The sequence below is a fragment of the Aquirufa esocilacus genome (assembly GCF_042715595.1).
Taxonomy (GTDB): domain Bacteria; phylum Bacteroidota; class Bacteroidia; order Cytophagales; family Spirosomataceae; genus Aquirufa; species Aquirufa esocilacus.
In genome coordinates this window covers 1,123,991-1,145,896 of sequence record NZ_JBBKXX010000001.1, presented here as the reverse complement: position 1 = coordinate 1,145,896, position 21,906 = coordinate 1,123,991, and the positions used below count along the sequence as shown (strand labels likewise).

The window sequence follows — 21,906 nt, the reverse complement described above, 5'->3', positions numbered from 1 at the left end:
TTGCTGTCGAGCTTCTTGAGCCTCCTATCGGGATCGAACCAATGACCTACTGATTACAAATCAGTTGCTCTACCAGCTGAGCTAAGGAGGCGCATTTGAGTTCACAAAAGTAAGCCAAATGGATTAAAACGCAAAATATTGATTGAAAAAAATTAATCTTTTTTCAATTTTTCGAGTTCTTTTTCCGCTTGAGCGATTTTCTTTTCGACCTCAGCCCGTAGTTTATCCGAGTTTTTAGACTTCGCGAAGAATTCTAAGTTATTGGTTAACACGGCAATATCATTTTCTAAGGCTTGAATTTTCTTACGCGCATCTGGGGAAGCAGATTTTTTCTCTTCTCCACCATTATTTGCTTCAGAAGCCAATGATTTTAATTCAAAACCCCATGCAGCCAGCTGCTCTTTAGGTTGTGTGCGTGCTAAATCGATTAAAGCATTCCACGTTGTGCGGAAACTCTCTTGAATAGCTTTCACATGGTTACGAGGCACGAAACCGATGGCATCCCAAGCTGCTTTCTTTTCTCCTAAGGTAGCTAATAGGCTAGGATCTTTGAGCATGGCTTCCATCTCTTTCAAAATCGCTTGCTTCGATTCCAAATTAGCTTCGAACTCTACGTCTTTCGCATTCTTGCCCTTTTCACGAGTTAAATTAAAGTAAGCATCACATGCTGCCTTAAATTTCGCATAGATGGAATCTTTCTGTTTTTCTGGTACGTGACCGATCTCTTTCCACTTTTTCTGTGTTTCGATAACCATCTGAGTCACTTCAGGAGTGATGGTGCCTGTTTCTACGATACCGTTCACCTGGTCGATCAACAATTGCTTCGCAGCTAAGTTAGCCTTGCGCTCTGCGTCGATTTTCGAGAAGAAATCGCTCTTGTGTTTGAAGAACGTTTTTAAGTCAGACCAAAAGTTGTGACTCACTTCTTTTCCTCCATCACGTGGCAATCCGCCTTTTAAGTTATTCCATTGCTCTTGTAGCGCTAATACCGCTTTCGAAGCTTGGTTCCATTCGCTGATGTTCGCAGCAGTGAAATTGGCATAATGCTTCATTAAGTCACCGATCTCGCGTTTCACTTTGAGATTTTCTTCGAAAACTTGCTTTTGGGCATCGTTGATAGCTCTTTTTTGTTCAAAAAGTACATCCAATGATTTCTTCACTCGCGTCCAAAGCGACTCATTGTCATCTCTGTTTGCGGGTCCGATGTGCTTGTATTCTTCAAACAGCTCTTCCGCCTCTTTTAATAATTTCTGTAAAGCTCCGCCTTTAGAAATTTCTGCTGCTAAAGCTTCTAGTTTAGTGGCGATACCTTCTTTGGCCTGTAAATTCTTCTTGCGATCTAACTCTAATAGTTCGAAGAAAATGCTTCTATTGCTGTAGAAACGGTCTACTAAGGCATGATAACTCTGCCAAAGCGTCTGATTCATGGGTCCTTGCACACTGCCTAAACCTTTCCACTCTTCTTGAATCTTCTTGAAGGCTTTAAAGCTCGCATTCACATGCGCCGGATCTGAATTGTCATCCGAGTCTACTAAAGTTCTTAATTCATTAATTAAACGCGTTTTTCCTTCGAGTGCCTTCTCTCTTAATTTCTCCAAATTAGAGAAGAAAGCTCCTCTTTCCGTGCGGATAAAGGAAGCGATAGCATCGATTTGTTGAGAGATTTCATCCCCTTTGAAAGAGAATCCTTCTTCTGAATCCTCGTTAGTAGACTTAAATGCAGCTAAAGCCACAGTGCGCTCGCCTTGCTTGATTGCTTCCCAAGCCGTTCTCACTTCCTTGGTTAATTCGTCTACTTTTTTGAAGTTCGCCGATGAGGCGCTCGCTTGAAGAATGGACTTCAATTGCTCATAGAAGGCAAGAATGCTCTCTTTTGTTGCTTTTGAAAGGTCTAAAACCGGAAATTCCACGGCCTTTTCTTCCACTACAGGAAAAACTACTTCCGCCGGAGCTGCCACCTCAGTAGGTGCTGCTGCTTCGACTGCCGTCTCTTCCACTATTTCAGCAACAGCTGTCTCTTCAACTGTTGTTGCCTCAGTAGATGTTTCTTCTGCAGGTGTTTCTGTTGGGCTAGTAGGAGTGGTTTCCAATTCTTCTGCTGGATTGCTCTCTTCGGTGATCATAATCGTCGTTGTTTGCGTTTTAACTTAAAAGTTTTTCAAAAATACGCTCCATCGATACAGCATAACCAATTTTCTCTTTTAGGTCTGCTATAGAAATGCGCTCTTGGGTCATCGTGTTGCGATCGCGAACGGTCACGGTGTTGTCTTCCATAGTTTGGTAATCAACCACCACACAATACGGTGTTCCAATTAAATCTTGACGGGTATAACGCTTGCCTATGGCGCCACCATCGTCATATGTTGTATTGAAGGCAAATTTAATGCTGTTAACAATCTCTTGTGCTTTCTCTGCTAAACCATCTTTCTTCACTAAAGGAAGAACGGCTACTTTCACCGGAGCTAAAGCCGGGTGGAAATTCAAGAAAACACGTTGTTTTTCTTGTTCTCCTTCGCCCACCGTCTCTTCTGTATACGCATTGCAAAGAATCGCTAAGAATAAACGATCAGCCCCTACAGACGTTTCCACCACATAAGGTATGTAATTTTCGTTTATTTCTGGGTCAAAATATTGTTGTTTTTTTCTCGATAAATCCTGGTGTGCTTTCAAGTCGAAATCCGTTCTCGAGTGGATTCCTTCCATTTCTTTAAAGCCAAACGGGAATTTATACTCGATATCCACCGCCGCATTCGCGTAGTGCGCTAATTTATCGTGATCGTGGAATTTCAAGGAAGTAGCTGGTAAACCTAAGGCTAAGTGAAACTTCATACGCGTTTCTTTCCACTTTGCGTACCATTCCATTTCCGTGCCAGGGCGAACGAAGAATTGCATCTCCATTTGTTCGAATTCCCGCATACGGAAGATGAAATTACGGGCAACGATTTCGTTACGGAATGCTTTTCCGATTTGGGCAATGCCAAAAGGAACCTTCATCCGGCCCGTCTTTTGTACGTTTAAGAAGTTCACAAAGATTCCCTGAGCTGTCTCTGGACGTAAATAAATTAAACTCGCATCCTCAGAAACGGCGCCTACTTGAGTAGAGAACATCAAATTGAATTGACGAACCTCTGTCCAATTAGCCGTGTTCGAAACCGGACACTTGATATTTTCATCGATAATGATCTGGCGAACTCCCTCTAAATCCCCTGCATCTAAGCATTTCGCCATCTTTTGTAATAAAGCCTTTGCTTCTGCCTCTTTTCCCTCGTCCTCTAATTGAGCTGCTCTTTCTTCTAATAAAGTATCAGCACGGTAACGCTTTTTGGAATCCTTATTATCAATCATGGGATCGTTAAACGAATCCACGTGACCAGAAGCCTTCCAAGTCAATGGGTGCATAAAAATGGAGGCGTCAAGACCTACTACGTTGTCATTCAACATCGTCATCGCCTTATACCAAACCGTTTTTAAGTTATTCTTTAACTCGACACCGTTTTGACCGTAATCATATACCGCTTGCAAACCATCATAAATCTCCGAAGAAGGAAATACGAAACCATATTCTTTCGCGTGTGAAATAATATCCTTCAATGCCGAGGCGGTATCCTGTTTTTTATTTTCCATTAAATCAATTTTTTTCAATCGTATTAGATTGCAATTTACCGAAAAGAATCAAAGAATGAGGCTTGCAACGTGTTTTTTCTTAATTTTGCCTCGATTAACATGGTAAAAACCAAGATATTGATGAAAAACGTTTCCTTCGCCTTAATTCAGCTATCCTGCAGCACAACTGTTTCAGAAAACTGGCAAAAAACGATTAGCTCGATTCGCGACGCCGCCTCTAAGGGCGCCCAAGTAATTTGCTTGCAAGAATTGTTCAAGTCGGTCTATTTCTGTTACGAAGAAAAGCAGGATTTCTTTGCTTTGGCAGAGGCGATCCCTGGACCATCGACGGAGGAGTTAGGCGCTTTGGCAGCTGAATTAAACGTGGTTATCGTCGCATCTCTTTTCGAAAAGCGGGCGGCAGGACTCTACCATAACACTACTGCGGTCATTGATGCAGACGGGAAATACCTGGGTAAGTACCGTAAAATGCATATTCCAGATGATCCAGGCTATTATGAAAAGTATTACTTCACGCCAGGAGATCTAGGATATCAGGTTTTTGAAACGAAGTTTGCCAAAATAGGGGTGCTCATCTGCTGGGATCAATGGTATCCGGAGGCAGCTCGTTTAACGGCTTTGCAAGGAGCAGAGGTGTTAGTCTATCCAACGGCTATCGGTTGGGATTTAGAAGAAAAAGACGGTGAAATAAACCGCGAACAATACCAAGCGTGGCAAACCATCCAACGTTCACATTCGGTCGCTAACGGCATTCCTGTTGTTTCAGTAAACCGCGTTGGAACAGAAAATGGCCAACAGTTTTGGGGAGGAAGCTTTGTCTCTAATGCATTCGGTCGTGTGATCTTTCAAGCCTCTCATGATCAAGAGGAAATTGCTCTAGTAGATGTAGACGTCGATTCGAGCGAATATTACCGCAGAACCTGGCCTTTCTTTAGAGATCGCAGGATTGATTCGTATGGCGGGATTACGGAGAGGTTTATAGATTAAAATCAAAGCACAAAGAATAAAGCACAAAGAATAAAGTTTGTATCGCCTGCGGCGATAATTATGTGAAGAGTTTTATATTTCTATAACATAAAAAGAGCGGCACTTGCCGCTCTTTTTATTCCATCTTTATTCTTTATGCTTTGTGCTCTATTCTTTAAAAAAGCTGCTCCGCTGATTTTTAATGCGCTTCCAGCCAATTCTCTCCCACGCCAATTCCTGTTTCCATCGCGACGCCTAAATCCATCGCTTCGCACATGATCTTATTGATATGGGTTTTAAGGTAGTCAACTTCGTCTTTATGTGCATCGAACACGAGTTCATCATGCACCGTTAGAATCATTTTCGATTTCAAGTTTTCTTTTTCCAGGAAATCTTGGATTTGAATCATCGCTACTTTGATCATATCAGCCGCTGAACCCTGGATAGGGGCGTTGATGGCATTGCGTTCGGCAAAACCTCGCTCATTCATATTAGCGGATAAGATATCGCGTAGATAGCGACGACGACCCAAAACTGTTTCGACGTAGCCATTTTCGCGGGCGTCGGCGATGCTTTGGTCCATAAAGGTCTTCACTTTAGGGAATTCAACGAAGTATTGATCGATGATTTCCTTTGCTTCCGTGCGGGAAATGGCTAATTGAGCCGCTAGGCCAAAGGCCGAAACGCCGTAAATAATCCCAAAGTTCACCGTTTTCGCCTTGCGACGCATGTCAGATGTAACTTCTTCTAAAGGGACATGGAACACTTTCGCGGCAGTTGCCTTGTGTACGTCAAGGCCGTTGTTGAACGCATCGAGCATCGATTCGTCTTTCGAGAAAGCAGCCATAATGCGCAATTCGATTTGGGAATAATCGGCAGATAAAATCAAGTGGTTTTCATCGCGTGGGATGAAGGCCTTACGGATCTCACGACCACGTACGGTACGGATCGGGATGTTTTGTAAGTTCGGATCCTTCGAAGACAGACGACCGGTTGCCGTGACTGCTTGCATGAAAGACGTGTGGATGCGGCCTGTTTTGGGCGAAATAAGAGCCGGTAGGGCATCCACGTAGGTTGATTTTAATTTCTGTAATTCGCGGAAGTCGAGAATCAAGGAGGCGATTTCGTGTTCCGCTTCTAATTTAGATAAGACCTCTTCGCCCGTCATGTATTGGCCGGTTTTGGTCTTTTTCGCTTTCGGATCTAGCTTCAGTTTTTCGAACAAAATCTCGCCTAATTGCTTAGGGGAGGCAATGTTGAATTCTTGGCCAGCCGTGGCAAATATCTTCTCTTGCACGGCTTTGGAATCCGCTTCCAACGTCTTAGACATTTCCTGTAAGAAGGGAACATCCAGGTTTACACCTTCGCATTCGATCGTGGACAAAAGGCGGGCTAGCGGCATTTCCACCTCATGAAGTAACTGAACGGCTTTCGGATTTGTCGTTAATTGTTTGTCCAGGAATGGCTTTAATTGCAAAGTAATGTCTGCATCTTCTGCCGCATATTCTTTGATCAAGTTTAGCTCTACTTCACGCATATTGCCTTGCTTCGCGCCTTTTTTGCCAATCAAGTTTTCGATGGACATGGGCTCATAGCTTAAATAGGCAAGTGCCAAAGCGTCCATCCCATGACGTTTCTCCGGTTCGATTAAGTAATGCGCGAGCATCGTGTCGTAAGTGGCACCTTTGATTTCGATGCCGTAATTACGCAAGACGCTCATGTCGTACTTGATATTTTGGGCGATTTTGATGGTAGATTCTTTGGCAAAAATATCCTTGAATAAATCTGCCTGCGCCTGGCAAGCCGCCGGATCTTCTGGGAACGGCACATAAAAGGCCTCGCCCTTGCGGTAAGAGAAGGACATGCCCACTAAGGCTGCTTCGATGGCCACCAAACTCGTCGTCTCCGTATCAAAACAGAAGGAATCCTGGCGGTCCAAGAAGCTAATCAAAGACTTAATCGCGTTCTCGCCTTGCACTAAATGGTATTGGTGCGCAGTATTACTGAGATTTGAATAGCTAGTTGTGCTAACCTCTTCTTCCTCGGTATCAGGTGTTGTAGCGGAGGAAGGAGCAGGTGATCCAAACATATCCATTTGGTTCGCATCCACTTTAGGCGAAGCTTTCACCTTTGCCACAACGGGCTCGTCTTCACCCAAAATTCGCTTGCGCAGCGTTCTGAATTCTAATTCTTCTAATAAAGGCTCTAAAAGCGCGCGGTTAGGAGGCGTTGCTTTTAATTTCTCCTCTTCATATTCGACAGGTACTTCGAGCATAATACGGGCCAAATGCTTTGATAAAATCCCTTGCTCGCGGAAATTGATCAAGTTTTCTTGCAATTTGCCTTTCAGTTGATCGGTATTATCTAGTAAGTTTTCTAAGGAGCCAAACTGCTCGATGAGCTTTTGGGCCGTCTTTTCACCCACACCCGGAATACCCGGAATGTTATCTACCGCATCACCCATCAAACCCAGCATATCGATTACTTGGTCGACATTAGCGATGTTCCAACGTTGGCAAACCTCCTTTGGCCCTAAAACCTCTACACCCTTGCCCATAAAAGCAGGTTTATACATCTTAATGCGCTCCTCCACTAATTGCCCGTAATCCTTATCTGGGGTCATCATGTAAACCTCAATATCCGGATTCGCCCGCACCGCTTTCTTTGCAATGGTCCCGATCACGTCATCCGCCTCATAGCCATCTAAAATCAGCAACGGAATATCCATCGCCTCCACTAAACGCTTTACATAAGGAATCGCAATCGTAATATCCTCCGGCTGTTCCTGTCGCTGCGCCTTGTAGGGAGTGTATTCGATATGACGAAAGGTAGGTTTAGGTGTGTCAAAAGCAACCCCCAAATAGTCTGGTTTTTCCTTGTTAATAACCTCTAGGATCGTATTTGCAAAGCCAAAAACGGCGGAAGTATTAATTCCTTTTGATGAAATTCGAGGTGTTTTAGCGAAAGCAAAATGCGCGCGATAAATCAAAGCCATCGCGTCAAAAAGGAATAGTTTTTTCATGTAATTCAGCTATATTTGGGGATAGAGATTGCCTTTGTAAAGATAACAAATATCATCGACTTATGAACTTAGCTGACCTGCGCCTAAACTACCAAAAAGGAGAATTACACGAACAACATGTACATCCCGATCCTTTTGCTCAATTTGCTGTTTGGTTTAAAGAAGCCCAATCTGCAGAGGTTCCAGAGCCAAACGCGATGTTTTTAAGCACATTAAGTGCTTCAGGTCGCCCATCAGGTCGCATCGTTTTATTAAAAACGGTTGATCATGGTTTTAGTTTTTTTACCAATTACGAATCTCGCAAAGGCCAAGAATTAGCCTTTACCTCGCAAGCTTCAATCACTTTTTTTTGGGGAGAACTTGAACGCCAAATCCGCATCGAAGGTCACGTAGAAAAACTCTCTGTTGAATTATCCACCGCGTATTTCCATTCTCGTCCGCGCGAATCTCAATTAGGCGCTTGGGTATCGGAGCAAAGTGCCCGCGTAGATTCCCGCGAAGTTTTACAAGCTCGATACGCTGAATTAGCCGCAGAATACGATGGTAAAGAGATTCCTAAACCAGACCATTGGGGAGGTTATCGATTAGTACCAGACTATTTTGAATTTTGGCAAGGCAGACCTTCTCGTTTGCACGACCGTGTGGTGTATGATGCTAGGGAAAAAGGGGACTGGGAGTGTTATCGGGTAGCGCCTTAAAAAGCGGCTTTAGACGCTTTTTAAAGAATAAAGCACAAAGCCTAAAGAACAAAGTTGGAATAAAAAGAGCGGCTTTTGCCGCTCTTTTTATTGTTTAGATATTGTACAACATTTCTTGCTATCATCGCCGAAGGCGATACCTACTTTATACTTTGTGCTTTATTCTTTGTGCTTTACAAAAATAACTTCACCTCCAACGTCTTCTGACTCTGGAACCCCTCTCCGTACTTCACCCCAATCTTGTGTCCCATCTCCATAGCGCGCGCTTGGATGAAGTTAAGAAAGTCTGGGCTAGAGATATAAGAAGCTGGTTCAGCTGAGTTTGGATCAAAAAATTGACTCTTAAATGCCCGAATAGCGGCTTCTTTCTGATCCCAGTGAGCTGTAATATCAATTACGAAATCAGGCTCTAAATATCGATCTTGAATGTAATGATAAACTTGTTTCGGTCTCCAAGCTGGAAGTTCGCCTGTTTTGATTTGGCGTAACCCTGATAAAAAACAGGCATCTATCGCTAATTGAGCACCTTTCCCATGGTCTGGGTGGCGATCCTCTAAAGCGTTAGCTAACACAACTTCAGGTTGGTATTTGCGAATGATTTCGATGAGCTTTAATTGCGTTTCTTCGTCATTTCTAAAGAATCCATCCCGTATGCCTAGGTTTTCGCGGGCATGTAATCCTAAAATTTTGGTAGCATCTGCTGATTCTTGTAAGCGAATTTCTGGGGTGCCTCGGGTTCCTAATTCGCCTCGGGTGAAATCGACGATTCCCACTTTCTTTCCGGCCGCGATATGTGAAATAATCGTCCCAGCGCAGCTTAATTCAGCATCGTCTGGGTGTGCAGCCATCACGAGGATATCTAACTTCATAGCGATTAGTGAATACGGATTTTACGGCCAGGACGGATAATTGATGATCCTTTGATACCGTTTAATTTCTTCAATTTCGCTACGGATACGCCTGTGCGTCTCGCAATAGCACCTAAGGAATCCCCTTTCTTTACTTTAGTCCAGGCTTTCGTTCTAGAGCGCACTTTGTCACCTACCGACCCATATTCATTTTTTAATGTAAGAGAACGGGTGTCAAATGACCTCGCTGTAATGGTAACGTGGTCAGATAAGGGTTCGAATGGATTGAAATTATAGACATTTTTGGGATTCATGGGATTCCCCTCGTACCTCGTTTCAAAGTGTAAATGTGGACCTGTGCTTCTACCTGTGCTACCTCCTACACCTATTTGGTCACCTGCTTTCACGACAGTTCCGGGTTCAGCTCCTCTCGCAGACATGTGCCCATAGAGCGTTTCAAATCCATTATAGTGTCGAACTACGACATAGTTGCCATAACCTCCTGGATTATAATTGCTTACCCGAACAATTCCATCAAAAGCGGAATAAATAGGATCTCCCGTGTCTAGGTCTAAATCAACCCCAGCGTGCAATCTTCCCCAGCGTGGTCCAAATTGACTCGTAAGCCTAACGTTATTTAGCGGGGCGGCCCAGTTATGACCGGCCTCCTTATTGTACAGCTCAATGTCTACTGGTTCATCAAAATCTTTTGCATCGATATCGTAAGGATCAATTGATTTTGTATTCCAAATAGCAAAATAGGACGCTACTTCAACATAGTCCTCTGTACCCGCGGGTGCCGCTTCTTCCTCTATTTCGACGATAAGATTTTCCCCCTCATCGATGGAGGTTGTATCAAAATTGCTAATACTCGCATTGACCACCTTAATAGGTTCAAATTTACGTTCCTGCATCTCTGAGCCCGCTGTCACGCCTATCGACTCCGTTTCATTTCTGAAAAGTAGGGGAGGAAGCTCGTCAAGTTCGTCCTTTTTCTTGTCCTTATCTTGAAAAAGCTGAGAGTTTGATTTGACTTCAATTTTTGTGTTTTTCTTAAATAAATTACGTTCCTGTGCATTCGAGGTAATACTCGATAACAAAAACATAATTCCCAAAATGTAGCTTACAACTCTCATGGTGATTTGATTAATGTAGATTGTTCGCGGCTAACCAACGTTCCGCGTCCAATGCCGCCATACAACCGCTTCCCGCAGCTGTAATTGCTTGGCGATAAATAGTGTCTTGTACATCACCACAGGCGAAAACACCATCGATGTTTGTACGGGCACTTCCTTTTTCGGTGAGTAAATACTCTTGGGCATCCATCTCTAATTGACCTTTAAAGATCGCTGTATTAGGTTGGTGTCCAATCGCTACGAAGAAACCCGTTAAGGCAATTTCCTCAGTAGCTTTGGTTACATTATTAACGATGCGAATACCGGTTACCCCGTTTGCGTCGCCTAAAATTTCTTCTGTTTCAGAGTTCCAATGGATCTCAATTTTGGGGTTATTCTTTACTCGCTCCTGCATAATCAAGGAAGCACGCATTTCGCCGCGGCGAACGATTAAATGCACTTTCGTACAAAGATTAGCTAAATAACTCGCTTCTTCAGCTGCTGTATCTCCTGCACCCACAACAGCTACAGTTTGGTTGCGGTAGAAGAATCCATCACAAACGGCACAAGCAGAAACACCTAAGCCATTAAATTTTGTTTCACCCTCTAATCCTAGCCATTTAGCACTGGCACCCGTAGCAATTATCACCGCATCTGCTTCTATTTCAGTGGTTTCATCGATCCAAACTTTCTTAGGAGACGAGGTGAAATCCACTTTAGTCGCCATGCCATAACGCACATCTGTTCCAAAACGCTTCGCTTGATTCTCTAAGTCCACCATCATGGCCGGGCCATCAATACCGTTCGGATAGCCAGGGAAATTATCAACTTCTGTGGTCGTCGTTAATTGTCCTCCAGGTTGTCCACCTTGGTACATCACTGGGTGTAAACCAGCACGTGAAGCATAAATTGCAGCGGTGTAGCCGGCAGGACCGGAACCGATAATAAGGCATTTGATTTTTTCTGACATTTGAATTTCTATCGAAAGGTAATTAGCCTACAAAATTCGGGAAATATAGGCAGAAACACAAACGATGATTTTTCTTAATAATTCTTACATTTGTTTGGTAACTGAACCTAAACGAATGAAGCAGCTAAATATTTTCCAGAACCTGACATTTTGGGTTTTACTATCCATCATTTTGGGGGTACTCCTGGGCCATTTCGCGCCTGATTTTGTTTTACTTAAGGTGTTGAATTCGAAATTCACCTACAATTTACTCGGAGCTGAATTAAGTTTTGGTCCTACACTCAGTGAAGTGTTGAGCGGAGTATTTATCAGTTTAGTGAAACTCTTTATCAACCCTATCATCTTCTTGACTATTAGTTTAGGGATTGTGAATATGGGAAACCTGAAAAAGGTGGGTCGTGTGGGCGGCAAGGCCTTACTGTATTTCGAGGTGGTGACTACGATTGCTTTATTGATTGGTTTGGCGGTTTCTACGCTTATTGAACCAGGAATAGGGGTTATCCGAGACGATATTGCAGGCGGGGACATTTCGAAGTTTACGCAAAGGGCGGCAGGGTTCTCTTGGATGGGTTTTCTGAAAGAAAACTTCACCGTCCAGGTATTAGGCTTCTCTATTTTCTTCGGGGTCTTTTTGAATTATGTAAAAGGCAAGGCGAAGATGATTGCCGGGATGCAGCAGGCTTCGCATTGGGTGTTTAAAGGGTTGAAGATTGTGATGTATTTAGCGCCATTGGGAGCGCTGGGAGGGATGGCTTTTACCATTGGAAAGTTTGGGATTCATTCTTTGGTGCCTTTAGCGAAACTAATGCTGACGGTCTATGTGACGATGGGGATTTTTGTTTTCGTAGTATTGGGATTTATTATGCGAAGCTGTGGGGAGCGTATTTGGTCCTTTTTGGGATACATCAAACACGAATTATTAGTGGTGTTAGGAACTTCATCCTCTGAGGCTGCCTTACCGTCTTTAATTCACAAGTTAGAAAAAATGGGCTGTTCGAAGTCCGTGGTGGGCCTAGTGGTGCCTGCGGGTTATTCCTTTAATTTAGATGGAACTAGTATTTATTTATCCATGGCAACCTTGTTTTTAGCCCAAGTTTATGGCGTACATTTGTCTTGGGAACAGATGCTGACGATTGTGGGCATTTTGATGGTAACGTCCAAAGGGGCCGCCGGCGTGACAGGCAGTGGCTTTGTCGTTTTGGCATCTACCTTAAGTGCGTTGCAAGTGATCCCAGTGGAAGGCCTGGCTTTATTATTGGGAGTGGATCGCTTTATGTCAGAGGCGAGAGCGATCACGAATTTTATCGGGAATGGAGTGGCGACGGTTTGGATAGCGAAGCACGAGGGGGAATTTGATTCAGAACAATCAACAAATTAATCATATATGTCTATTTCATCCATTTTAAGACAAGATGCGCTCGAGTATCATGCAGGAGGGAAACCTGGAAAAATTGAAGTAAAACCGACGAAATCGACGGCGACTCAGCGCGATTTGTCCTTAGCTTATTCGCCGGGTGTGGCTGAGCCTTGTTTAGAAATTGCCAATAATGTAGAGAAAGTATACGATTACACGGCCAAAGGAAACCTAGTGGGCGTCATCTCAAACGGTACTGCCGTTTTAGGTTTAGGTAATATAGGCCCAGAGGCAAGTAAGCCCGTGATGGAGGGGAAAGGTGTTCTTTTCAAAGTTTTCTCTGATATCGATGTATTTGACATTGAATTAGCCGTGACGGATCCAGATGAATTTGTGGATACGGTGGCTCGTTTAGAACCGACTTTTGGCGGGATTAATCTCGAGGATATCAAATCCCCGGAATGCTTCGAAATTGAAGAGAAATTAAAAGCTCGCTTGAAGATTCCCATCATGCACGACGATCAGCATGGAACGGCGATTATTTCGTCTGCGGCGCTGTTGAACGCCTTGGAAATCGTAGATAAGAAGATCGAGGAGACGAGATTTGTAATTTCAGGCGCTGGAGCTGCGGCTATTTCATGTGTGAAATTGTACTTGAAACTCGGTGCGCGCATCGAGAATTTTTATATTTTCGATAAGGATGGATTAGTATCAGAAGACCGTCCGGATCTGAATCGCTATCTAGCCCCATTAGCGGGTAAGGCGGGTAGAAATACCTCCTTAGCTGAGGCGATGAAAGGAGCGGATGTGTTCCTTGGCCTCTCGGTAGGTGGAATCTTGAAGCCAGAGATGGTGGCGACGATGGCCGCTAATCCGATTGTGTTTGCGATGGCGAATCCTACGCCGGAGATTGGTTATGAAGAGGCGAAGGCGGTACGAGATGATTTGATCATGGCGACAGGTCGTTCTGACTTCCCTAACCAAGTGAATAACGTCTTAGGCTTCCCTTTCATCTTTAGAGGAGCCTTGGACGTGCGTGCTTCAGAAATTAATGATGAGATGAAACTGGCGGCGGCAAAGGCTTTGGCTTGCTTAGCGAAGAAGCCGGTGCCGGATATTGTGAATTTGGCTTATAATGAGAAATCGTTAAGCTTTGGCCCAGAATACATTATTCCTAAACCAGTCGATCCACGTTTAATCACGACGATCTCGATGGCGGTGGCAAAAGCGGCCATGGAATCCGGCGTAGCTACGAAGCCGATTAAGAACTGGGATGTATATGAGAATCAGCTAGCAAAACGATTAGGCTTAGATAACCAGGTGATGAAGTTCATTTTGAAGCGCGCGAAGTCGAATCCGAAACGGATTGTTTTCGCTGAGGCGGAGAACTTGAAAGTTTTAAAGGCAGTTCGGGAGGTCTTAGACGAAGGAATCGCTAAGCCGATTCTATTAGGTCGCAAGGCAAACATTGATGCGATCTGCGAGGAGCACCACATCGATTTAGGGGATATTGAGATCTTCGATTTCAAACACCCTGATAATGCAGCCTTATTGGCCGAATTTGCAGAGTTATTCTACGAGAAGCGAAAGCGCCGTGGCTTCACGAAATGGGAGGCTGAAAAGCAAGTGCGCAAGAGTAATTACTTTGCGGCGATGATGTTAGAAACGAATCGAGCAGATGGGGTTATTTCTGGTTTGACCAAAAACTACCCAGATGCTATTCGTCCTGCCTTGCAGATCATCGGTAAAAAGCCGGGTGTAACCAAGGTAGCGGGTATGTACTTGTTATTAAGTAAGCAAGGGCCCTTGTTCTTCTCAGATACGACGATTAATTTTTCACCCTCAGTAGCTGATGTTGTGGAGATTACGGAATTGACTTCGGAGGCGGTTGAACGCTTTAATTTAAAGCCAAAAATCGCGATGTTGTCTTACTCGAATTTTGGTTCAGCAGATGGAGATGACGCCTTGAAGATGCGCGCAGCGACGGCTATTTTGAAAGAGAAGCATCCAGACTGGGTAATAGAAGGGGAGATGCAGGCACACTTAGCCTTTGACAAGGAACTCAGACAACAAAACTATCCATTCGCGACCTTAGGGAACGATACTGCGAACACGCTTATTTTCCCTAATCTATCTTCAGCGAATATTGCCTATAACTTGTTGAAAGAAGCGGCAGACATCGAGTACATCGGGCCTATCTTATTAGGATTGCGTAAACCGGTGCATGTATTGCAACTAGGTGCGTCTGTTCGCGAGATCGTGAATATGGTCGCGATTGCGGTGGTAGAAGCGCAAAGTATTTAGGGATTCATCCAAGCCTGTCTCAATTGTAATTGGGCTGGGCTTGGATTTATTATTTCTTTGAATTCTTGCTTCATCGCATCTAAAAAAGCGACTTTGTCTTTCTTGCCATCGATACTGCGTAATTCACATCCGACCTTGGATAATAAGGTGGCAAGGGGTAATTCTTTGCTTCCGCTGACATAGTAGGAGAAGAATTGTTCGATTCCTTTCACTTGTGTCGTCTCCACAATGAGTTTGAATAAATCATCATCTGCAAAGGATTTTTCCGGGCCAAAACGAGCAGATAAATCTCTAATAAGTTGCTGTGTTCCATAGCGGCCATTGGTTTCGCTCCGGAGGTATAAGTCTAAACAAAGGCCAATCAAGGCTCCTTTTTGGTATACATTCCCATACTCTTCTTTGTATTTACCCAGTACTCCTTTGCTCATTTTGGTGAAAGGAATAGCATTGTCATAGCTAAAGTTACTGGTTCGGTATTTTTCCGTCATTCGCTCTAAAAACTGCGGTAGACTTATCAAACCTCCTTGCAATTGCATGTGTTGGGCAGCATATTCTGTCAGACCCTCATAGAGCCAAAGGTGCTTCGACATCTGAGGGTTTTGGAAATCAAAAGAACCGATCTCTTTTGAATGTAGATTCAGTGGAGTTTGTATGTGAAAGAATTCATGGGCACTTACATCTCGAATGATAGGGCCCATGACAGCAATAGAGTCTTCTGGTAAATAATAGAAAGAAGACTGCGCATGTTCTAATGCCCCATAACTTCCATTCTTTAAGTGAGCGGACATTACGATCAAAAAGGCATAATTATTCACGGGGAAATGGCCTCCCAAATAAGTAAGTTGTGCTTTCAATAAAGGTTTTAATTGCGTTGCCACTTCTGAAGCCTTTATTTTTTCATTTGGGGAATAAACAGAAATCAGAATGTCTGCATTACCCACCCGGAGGTGAACCGTATCAGCCGCGGCCACTAAAATGGGGGCATCGGTTAATTTCTGGTAGGAGGAGGCTACGTAATTGCCGGCATGGGTAACTAGGGAGGAAGAGGCCACTAAACCTTTTGGAGTATTCAAATGCAAGGACACAGGCATTTGCTCACGGCCTTTAATGTATCCCAAAAGGGCATGGGTATTCAAGGCAAATAGGGTGTCAGCCTGAAAGTTCGTGCCTGCAGGTTCAAAAATATAGGTCCCCTTGATCTCTGGACTATCCCAGGTGTCGTCCACTTCGTAACTTAGTGAGGAGGCATTTTTAAATACAAAGGTATTCGTGTCTTTGCGAACGACTGAAATTACTTTTCCAGAGGCATCGAAGGCTTGTAAATTGCTCACGTAGCGCCCAAAATTATAGATGGCGTAGGTGCCTGGAACCATTTTGGGGAAACAAAACTCCTTAACGCCCTGTGGCAATTTCACCTCCACCCGCAAGCGATCGTTTTCAAGTCGATTCAAGTCAATGGAATAGCGGAGGCTGTCTTGTGCAGATAAACTATAAACAAAGCACAAGAGTAATAGGAGTTTTTTTAACATCAATTTTTGAAATTCAGGGCCTCATTTGGCTCTATTTTAGTAATCAGTAGGGTAGGGATACTCATCATAAAGCTCACCAAAAGAATGGTAAGCCCATTCACAATTCCCCAAGTCGCTAGATCCCATTCGATAGGAACACTACTCATATAATAACTTTCAGGATCCAACGGAATTAGGTGGTAGCTTGACTGCAAGTAGCAGAACGAAAAGGCAATGGCATTTCCAATGAGTAATCCGCGCACTAAGATGAATAGACCATTCCACCAAAATATGCGGCGTATCTGAGCCGCGGAGGCTCCCATAGACTTTAATAATCCTACCATGGGAACTCGTTCCATAATAAGTACCCAAAGCGTGGCGATCAGATTAAAGCAGGCCACCACAAAGAGGAGGCTAATAAAAATGACAATATTACGGTCGAGCATCGTCATCCAGTCAAAAAGTGCTGGATAGATCTCTGTCACCGGTTGAATGCGCCATTCAGGTGGCATGGTTTTAGCCAGCGCATTAGTTTTTGCTTCTAGATTCTCCTTGCTTTTAAAGAAGACCTCATAAGTGCCTAGCGAGTCCGCCGTCCAACCGTTCATCTTTTGAACCCAATCCCGATCAGCTAGGACAAATATTTTATCCAATTCCTCCAGTCCCGTCTCATAGATGCCGGCGACTTTCACTTTACGCGGTCTCTCGGGAGCGCTGAGGAAATAGAGAATCAGTGAACCATTTGTTTTGACCTTTAATTGTTTGGCCAAAGCCTCACTTAAAATAACCTCCTGTGGACCATTTATGCTATTAGAGCCGCTGCTTATGTTTTTCTGTAATTGCTTCGCCGGAAGATCTTTCCCAATTCCCTTTACGACAATGCCGGCTAATCCCTCTTTCCCCACAATAATGCCAGGCCTTTGCACGTGGGCTTGAATGTGATCAATCTCCGGGCGCTGTAGAGTTTGAGTTTCCCAATTCCGATTACGTGTCAGAGGACTTTCCGCTAAAGAACGATTCCCCGAAATCTGTGAAACGCGCGCATCCCCTGAAAAGCTGGTCAATTTGTCCTGAATGGTCGTCTTAAAACCAAAAAGAATCGCAAACGCCACCAAGATAATCGCCGTTCCTACCGCCACTGTACCGATACCCACATAGGTCACCGTTTTAGAAAAGGAGGTGTCCTGAGTTTTCCGAATACGCCTAGCAACAAAAAGAGGGAAATTCATTAGATTTGATTTTCAATTCTGAACCGCAAAGAAAACACGAATGGGGCGTAAATCAAATAGTATTGTTTTAATGTTCTGCCTTTTGGCATTTACCGGATTGGGTCAAAAAACGCTCATTCCAGGTGCCGCACAATTCCCCGCTTACTTGCCAGCCCTAAAAGGCAAACAAGTTGCCTTAGTAGTTAATCATACCTCCGTGGTAGGGAAGACGCATTTAGCCGATACTTTATTGTCACTAGGCGTATCAGTGAAAAAGATTTTTGCTCCAGAACACGGTTTCAGAGGGACAGCAGATGCCGGTGCTCACATAGATAACGAGGTCGATCGCAAAACGGGTCTCGCCCTTATTTCTTTGTATGGTAAACATAAGAAACCTACGCCAGAGGATTTGCAAGGAATTGACGTCGTTTTGTTTGATATTCAAGACGTAGGTGCGCGTTTCTATACTTATTCGTCCACTTTGCATTATGTCTTAGAGGCTTGTGCGGAGAATAAGGTGCCTTTAACGGTTTTAGATCGTCCGAACCCGAATGGCCATTATGTGGATGGACCCGTACTTGAAAAGGCGCAGGCGTCTTTCGTGGGTTTGAATCCGATACCGGTCGTGCACGGATGTACCTTAGGAGAATTAGCGCGCATGATTAATGGGGAAGGTTGGTTAGCGAATAGTGCCAAAGCCGCCCTGAATGTCATTCCTGTCGCGAATTATACCCACGCATCCCCAGTCCATGTGGCCATAGCGCCCTCGCCTAATTTACCAAACGATCAATCTATCGCCTTGTATCCATCACTTTGCTTGTTTGAAGGAACGAATGTGAGTATCGGCAGAGGAACGGATTTGCAATTTCAGGTAGCCGGAACCAATATCTCCGGCCTGGGTGATTATACTTTTACGCCGGTACCAAAACCAGGCGCGATGGATCCTCCTCTAAAAGATCAAAAATGTTATGGGTATAACCTGTCTACTTTGCCTGCACGAAATTTAGGCTTCAGCCTGAAGTACCTTTTGTATTTCTACGGCAAATCAGGTTTAGGCGAGAAGTTCTTTACGTCACCAGCTTTCTTTGATAAACTTGCAGGCACAGATCAATTGCGTTTAGCCATCATTGCGGGTAAATCAGAGAAGGATATTCGGGATTCTTGGGAGCCAGGATTAGTTCAATACCGAAAAATGCGCCAAAATTACCTGCTTTATCGTTAGAATTAGGCAAAAAATTCCGACATTTGCCGTTTATTTTTAAGCAAAAACAAACATGGCGGAAAAGATCCTTATTCTTGATTTCGGTTCTCAGGTGACCCAATTAATTGCGCGTCGCATCAGAGAAGCGCAAGTCTATTGCGAAATACATCCTTTTAATCACATCCCAGAAATCGACGAATCGGTGAAAGGAATTATCCTTTCTGGTAGCCCTTGCTCGGTGAGAGATGAAGATTCTCCTCGCGTAGATTTAAGTCTGTTTGGTTCTTTACCCATTTTAGGTATTTGCTATGGAGCGCAATTATTAGCGCACCAAGGCGGAGGCTCCGTTCAAGCATCAGGTCACCGCGAATACGGTCGTGCGCACATGACGAGTGTAAAAGAGAGTCCATTATTGAATGGCTTATCTGCCACTGGTCAAGTTTGGATGTCACATGGCGATACGATTATGGAATTGCCGTCTGAATACGAATTAATTGGTTCAACGGAGACAGTACGTGTAGCGGCATTTGCACACGTTTCTAAGCCTATTTTCGGTATTCAATTCCACCCAGAAGTGACGCACTCGACGGAAGGAAGCATTTTAATCAAGAACTTTATCGTGGGAATTTGTGGCTGCGCTCAGACGTGGACATCGGATTCTTTCGTAGATAGAACCGTTTCAGAGTTACAGGCCAAATTAGGGAATGACAAAGTCGTTCTAGGTCTTTCTGGCGGGGTTGATAGCTCAGTGGCTGCGGTTTTATTACACCGCGCGATTGGCAAAAACCTGTATTGCATCTTCGTAGATAATGGCTTGTTGCGCAAGGATGAATTCGAACAAGTTTTGGCATCCTACGAAACACTAGGCCTAAACGTAAAAGGAGTGAACTCCAAACAACGTTTCTACGATGCCCTTAAAGGCTTGACAGATCCAGAAGACAAGCGCAAAGCCATCGGAAAAACATTTATTGAGGTATTCGATGAGGAGGCACATTTAATTGAAGGCGTTTCTTGGTTAGGCCAAGGCACGATTTACCCAGATAAAATCGAATCCGTATCCCTAAAAGGACCAAGCGCGACCATCAAATCGCACCACAACGTGGGCGGTTTGCCAGATTTCATGAAGTTAAAAGTGGTAGAGCCATTAGATGCCTTATTCAAAGATGAGGTTCGTTTAGTGGGTAAAACCTTAGGTGTGCCTAAAGACATTTTAGGCCGTCACCCATTCCCTGGTCCAGGTTTAGGTATCCGTATTTTAGGCGATATCACGCCAGCGAAAGTAGATATTTTACAAAAAGTGGATGCCATTTTCATCAATGGTTTAAAGGAGGATGGTTTGTATGACCAAGTTTGGCAAGCAGGCGCTATCCTTTTACCAATCCAATCCGTAGGCGTGATGGGGGATGAGCGTACGTATGAGCAAGTGGTGGCTTTACGTGCCGTTTCAAGTGTGGACGGAATGACCGCTGATTGGTGCCATTTACCTTACGAATTCTTAGGTCGCATTTCGAATGAGATTATCAATAAGGTGAAAGGCGTGAATCGCGTGGTGTATGATATTTCGAGTAAGCCGCCGGCTACGATTGAGTGGGAATAAATTGTTGTGTGTGTTCGAAAATGTGCTGCGCAATATTTTCTTCACATCACACAACAATTTATTTCATGGTAAAGCACAATGAATAAAGCATAAAGATGGAATCCCCGCTGGGGATAAGTTCAGAAGTGATTTTTTCTTGTACGTATTAAAAAAGGGATCGAATACGATCCCTTTTTTAATGCCATCTTTATTCTTTGTGCTTTATTCTTTTTGCTTTAGATTTTGAAACAAATCAACCAAATAAAGAACCGTCTCCGTCGCTTTCTGCATGTCCTGCACCGAAACCCATTCTTGTTTGCTGTGGAAGGCGTGTTCGCCAGCGAAGATGTTGGGACAAGGTAAGCCCATAAAAGTTAGGCGGGACCCGTCCGTTCCGCCGCGAATGCTGGTCGTTTCGGCTTTAAGGCCGGCTAGGCGCATGGCTTCCATCGCTAGGTCGATACATTCTGGGTGATCGACTAAAATTTCGTTCATATTGCGGTATTGCTCTGTTTGGGTGTAGGTCGCAGTTGAATTAGGGTATTTGCGCAAGACCATTTCGGAAATTTGTTGGATGATAAATCCGTATTCGCGTAGTTTTTCGGTGTCAAAATCGCGGATGATGAATTCGATCGTCGCTTCTTCCACACTTCCATACATGTCTGTGGGGTGTATGAAGCCCTCTTTTCCCTCAGTGGTTTCCGGGCTAAGTCGATCCTTAGGTAGGGTGTTGACGATTTCTGCGGCTATTTTAAGGGCGCTTTCCATACGGCCTTTGGCAAAACCCGGATGCTGAGATATACCCTGAATTTTTACCACAAATCCATCCGCGGAGAACGTTTCATTCTCTAAATGTCCGCGCTTTTCACCATCTAAGGTATAGCCATATTGGGCATTAATCTTCTCCATATCCACGTGATCCGTTCCGCGGCCGACTTCCTCGTCCGGCGTGAAAAGAATCGTAATGGGGCCGTGAGGAACTTCGGGATGTGCAGCATAAAAGGCAGCGACGTCCATAATCTCAGCGACTCCAGCTTTATTGTCAGCCCCTAGAAGTGTGGTTCCGCTGGCTGTAATGATATCATTGCCGATTTGTTCTGCTAAGTCGGGATGCTCGCGTAAACGAATAATAACGGATGGGTCGTCTGGTAAAACTAAATCTTGTCCATGGTAGTAGGGATGAACAAGGGGTTTCACTCCCTCACCGGAACAATCCGGAGATGTATCCATGTGAGCACAAAAACAAAGGCCGGGTACTTCGTGTGTTACATTAGAGGCAATGTTCGCATATACGTAGCCATGTTCATCTAGGTGAGCATTGGAAATTTCTAGAGAATGAAGCTCATTAACCAAAACCTTTCCCAGATTTTTTTGTTTTTCTGTCGTGGGGCTGCTGCTCGAGTGGGGGTCGGATTGGGTGTCTATTTGGACATAGTCAAGAAAACGATCTTGCGATGTGAAGGCGTATTTTTGAATCAATTCCGAGAGCTGCGGCATAAAAATGGATTTATA

At 44.1% G+C, this 21,906-nt stretch carries 15 protein-coding genes and 1 tRNA gene; 6 read left to right on the top strand and 10 right to left on the bottom strand.

The features are described from left to right. Positions 1-18: 18 nt before the first annotated feature. The 3 genes from SKC37_RS05035 to SKC37_RS05025 all read right to left on the bottom strand — a co-directional run bounded on the left by SKC37_RS05035 (position 19) and on the right by SKC37_RS05025 (position 3,624). Positions 19-91 (bottom strand) — tRNA-Thr (locus SKC37_RS05035). Positions 92-152: 61 nt separating this feature from the next. Continuing rightward, on the bottom strand, positions 153-2,123 hold the full coding sequence (locus tag SKC37_RS05030; protein ID WP_377980409.1) for a DUF349 domain-containing protein: 1,971 nt from the start codon (positions 2,121-2,123) through the stop codon (positions 153-155). 19 nt (positions 2,124-2,142) lie between these two features. Then, positions 2,143-3,624, bottom strand: coding sequence for a glycine--tRNA ligase (locus tag SKC37_RS05025; protein ID WP_377980408.1), 1,482 nt, complete (start codon positions 3,622-3,624; stop codon positions 2,143-2,145). 120 nt (positions 3,625-3,744) lie between these two features. Between SKC37_RS05025 and SKC37_RS05020 the strand changes: the two genes are divergently transcribed. Further along, entirely contained in the window at positions 3,745-4,611 is an 867-nt protein-coding gene (locus SKC37_RS05020; protein WP_377980407.1) for a carbon-nitrogen hydrolase, read from the top strand. Positions 4,612-4,789: 178 nt separating this feature from the next. Here SKC37_RS05020 and polA read toward each other — a convergent pair whose 3' ends face one another. After that, positions 4,790-7,612, bottom strand: a complete 2,823-nt coding sequence (gene polA, locus SKC37_RS05015; RefSeq protein ID WP_377980406.1) for a DNA polymerase I — start codon at positions 7,610-7,612, stop codon at positions 4,790-4,792. Between the two features lie 62 nt (positions 7,613-7,674). On the opposite strand from polA, the gene pdxH reads away from it, so the two are divergent. Beyond that, positions 7,675-8,310, top strand: a complete 636-nt coding sequence (pdxH, locus tag SKC37_RS05010) for a pyridoxamine 5'-phosphate oxidase (protein ID WP_377980405.1) — start codon at positions 7,675-7,677, stop codon at positions 8,308-8,310. Positions 8,311-8,483: 173 nt separating this feature from the next. On the opposite strand, the gene bshB1 is transcribed toward pdxH, so the two are convergent. Genes bshB1 through trxB form a run of 3 tightly spaced genes read right to left on the bottom strand, consistent with a single transcriptional unit; the run spans position 8,484 to position 11,243 of the window. Beyond that, entirely contained in the window at positions 8,484-9,179 is a 696-nt protein-coding gene (gene bshB1, locus SKC37_RS05005) for a bacillithiol biosynthesis deacetylase BshB1 (RefSeq protein WP_377980404.1), read from the bottom strand. Between the two features lie 5 nt (positions 9,180-9,184). Next, positions 9,185-10,294, bottom strand: coding sequence for a peptidoglycan DD-metalloendopeptidase family protein (locus tag SKC37_RS05000; RefSeq protein ID WP_377980403.1), 1,110 nt, complete (start codon positions 10,292-10,294; stop codon positions 9,185-9,187). Between the two features lie 10 nt (positions 10,295-10,304). Continuing rightward, on the bottom strand, positions 10,305-11,243 hold the full coding sequence (trxB, locus tag SKC37_RS04995) for a thioredoxin-disulfide reductase (RefSeq protein ID WP_377980402.1): 939 nt from the start codon (positions 11,241-11,243) through the stop codon (positions 10,305-10,307). Positions 11,244-11,358: 115 nt separating this feature from the next. Here trxB and SKC37_RS04990 point away from each other — a divergent pair, with 115 nt between their 5' ends. After that, positions 11,359-12,621: a cation:dicarboxylate symporter family transporter gene (locus tag SKC37_RS04990; RefSeq protein ID WP_377980401.1), complete on the top strand. Its 1,263-nt coding sequence runs from the start codon at positions 11,359-11,361 to the stop codon at positions 12,619-12,621. Between the two features lie 6 nt (positions 12,622-12,627). Beyond that, positions 12,628-14,901, top strand: coding sequence for an NADP-dependent malic enzyme (locus SKC37_RS04985; protein ID WP_377980400.1), 2,274 nt, complete (start codon positions 12,628-12,630; stop codon positions 14,899-14,901). Here SKC37_RS04985 and SKC37_RS04980 read toward each other — a convergent pair. Together SKC37_RS04980 and SKC37_RS04975 are read right to left on the bottom strand one after the other, a co-directional pair. Beyond that, a complete protein-coding gene (locus tag SKC37_RS04980; RefSeq protein WP_377980399.1) occupies positions 14,898-16,430 on the bottom strand; it encodes a M61 family metallopeptidase in 1,533 nt (510 codons plus the stop codon). The two genes, SKC37_RS04985 and SKC37_RS04980, sit on opposite strands and share 4 nt — an antisense overlap. Further along, positions 16,430-17,638 carry an ABC transporter permease gene (locus SKC37_RS04975; RefSeq protein WP_377980398.1) on the bottom strand — a complete coding sequence of 403 codons (1,209 nt, stop codon included), beginning with the start codon at positions 17,636-17,638 and terminating at the stop codon, positions 16,430-16,432. The genes SKC37_RS04980 and SKC37_RS04975 overlap by 1 nt, the downstream gene beginning before the upstream one ends. 40 nt (positions 17,639-17,678) lie before the next feature. Here SKC37_RS04975 and SKC37_RS04970 point away from each other — a divergent pair, with 40 nt between their 5' ends. Both SKC37_RS04970 and guaA read left to right on the top strand, forming a co-directional pair. Further along, complete coding sequence (locus SKC37_RS04970; protein ID WP_377980397.1) at positions 17,679-18,839, top strand: exo-beta-N-acetylmuramidase NamZ family protein; 1,161 nt, start codon at positions 17,679-17,681, stop codon at positions 18,837-18,839. Positions 18,840-18,891: 52 nt separating this feature from the next. Continuing rightward, the gene (gene guaA / locus SKC37_RS04965; protein ID WP_252623225.1) at positions 18,892-20,415 is read left to right on the top strand and encodes a glutamine-hydrolyzing GMP synthase; all 1,524 of its coding nucleotides are present in this window, start codon (positions 18,892-18,894) and stop codon (positions 20,413-20,415) included. Between the two features lie 201 nt (positions 20,416-20,616). On the opposite strand, the gene pepT is transcribed toward guaA, so the two are convergent. Then, positions 20,617-21,891: a peptidase T gene (gene pepT, locus SKC37_RS04960; RefSeq protein ID WP_377980396.1), complete on the bottom strand. Its 1,275-nt coding sequence runs from the start codon at positions 21,889-21,891 to the stop codon at positions 20,617-20,619. Positions 21,892-21,906: the final 15 nt, after the last annotated feature.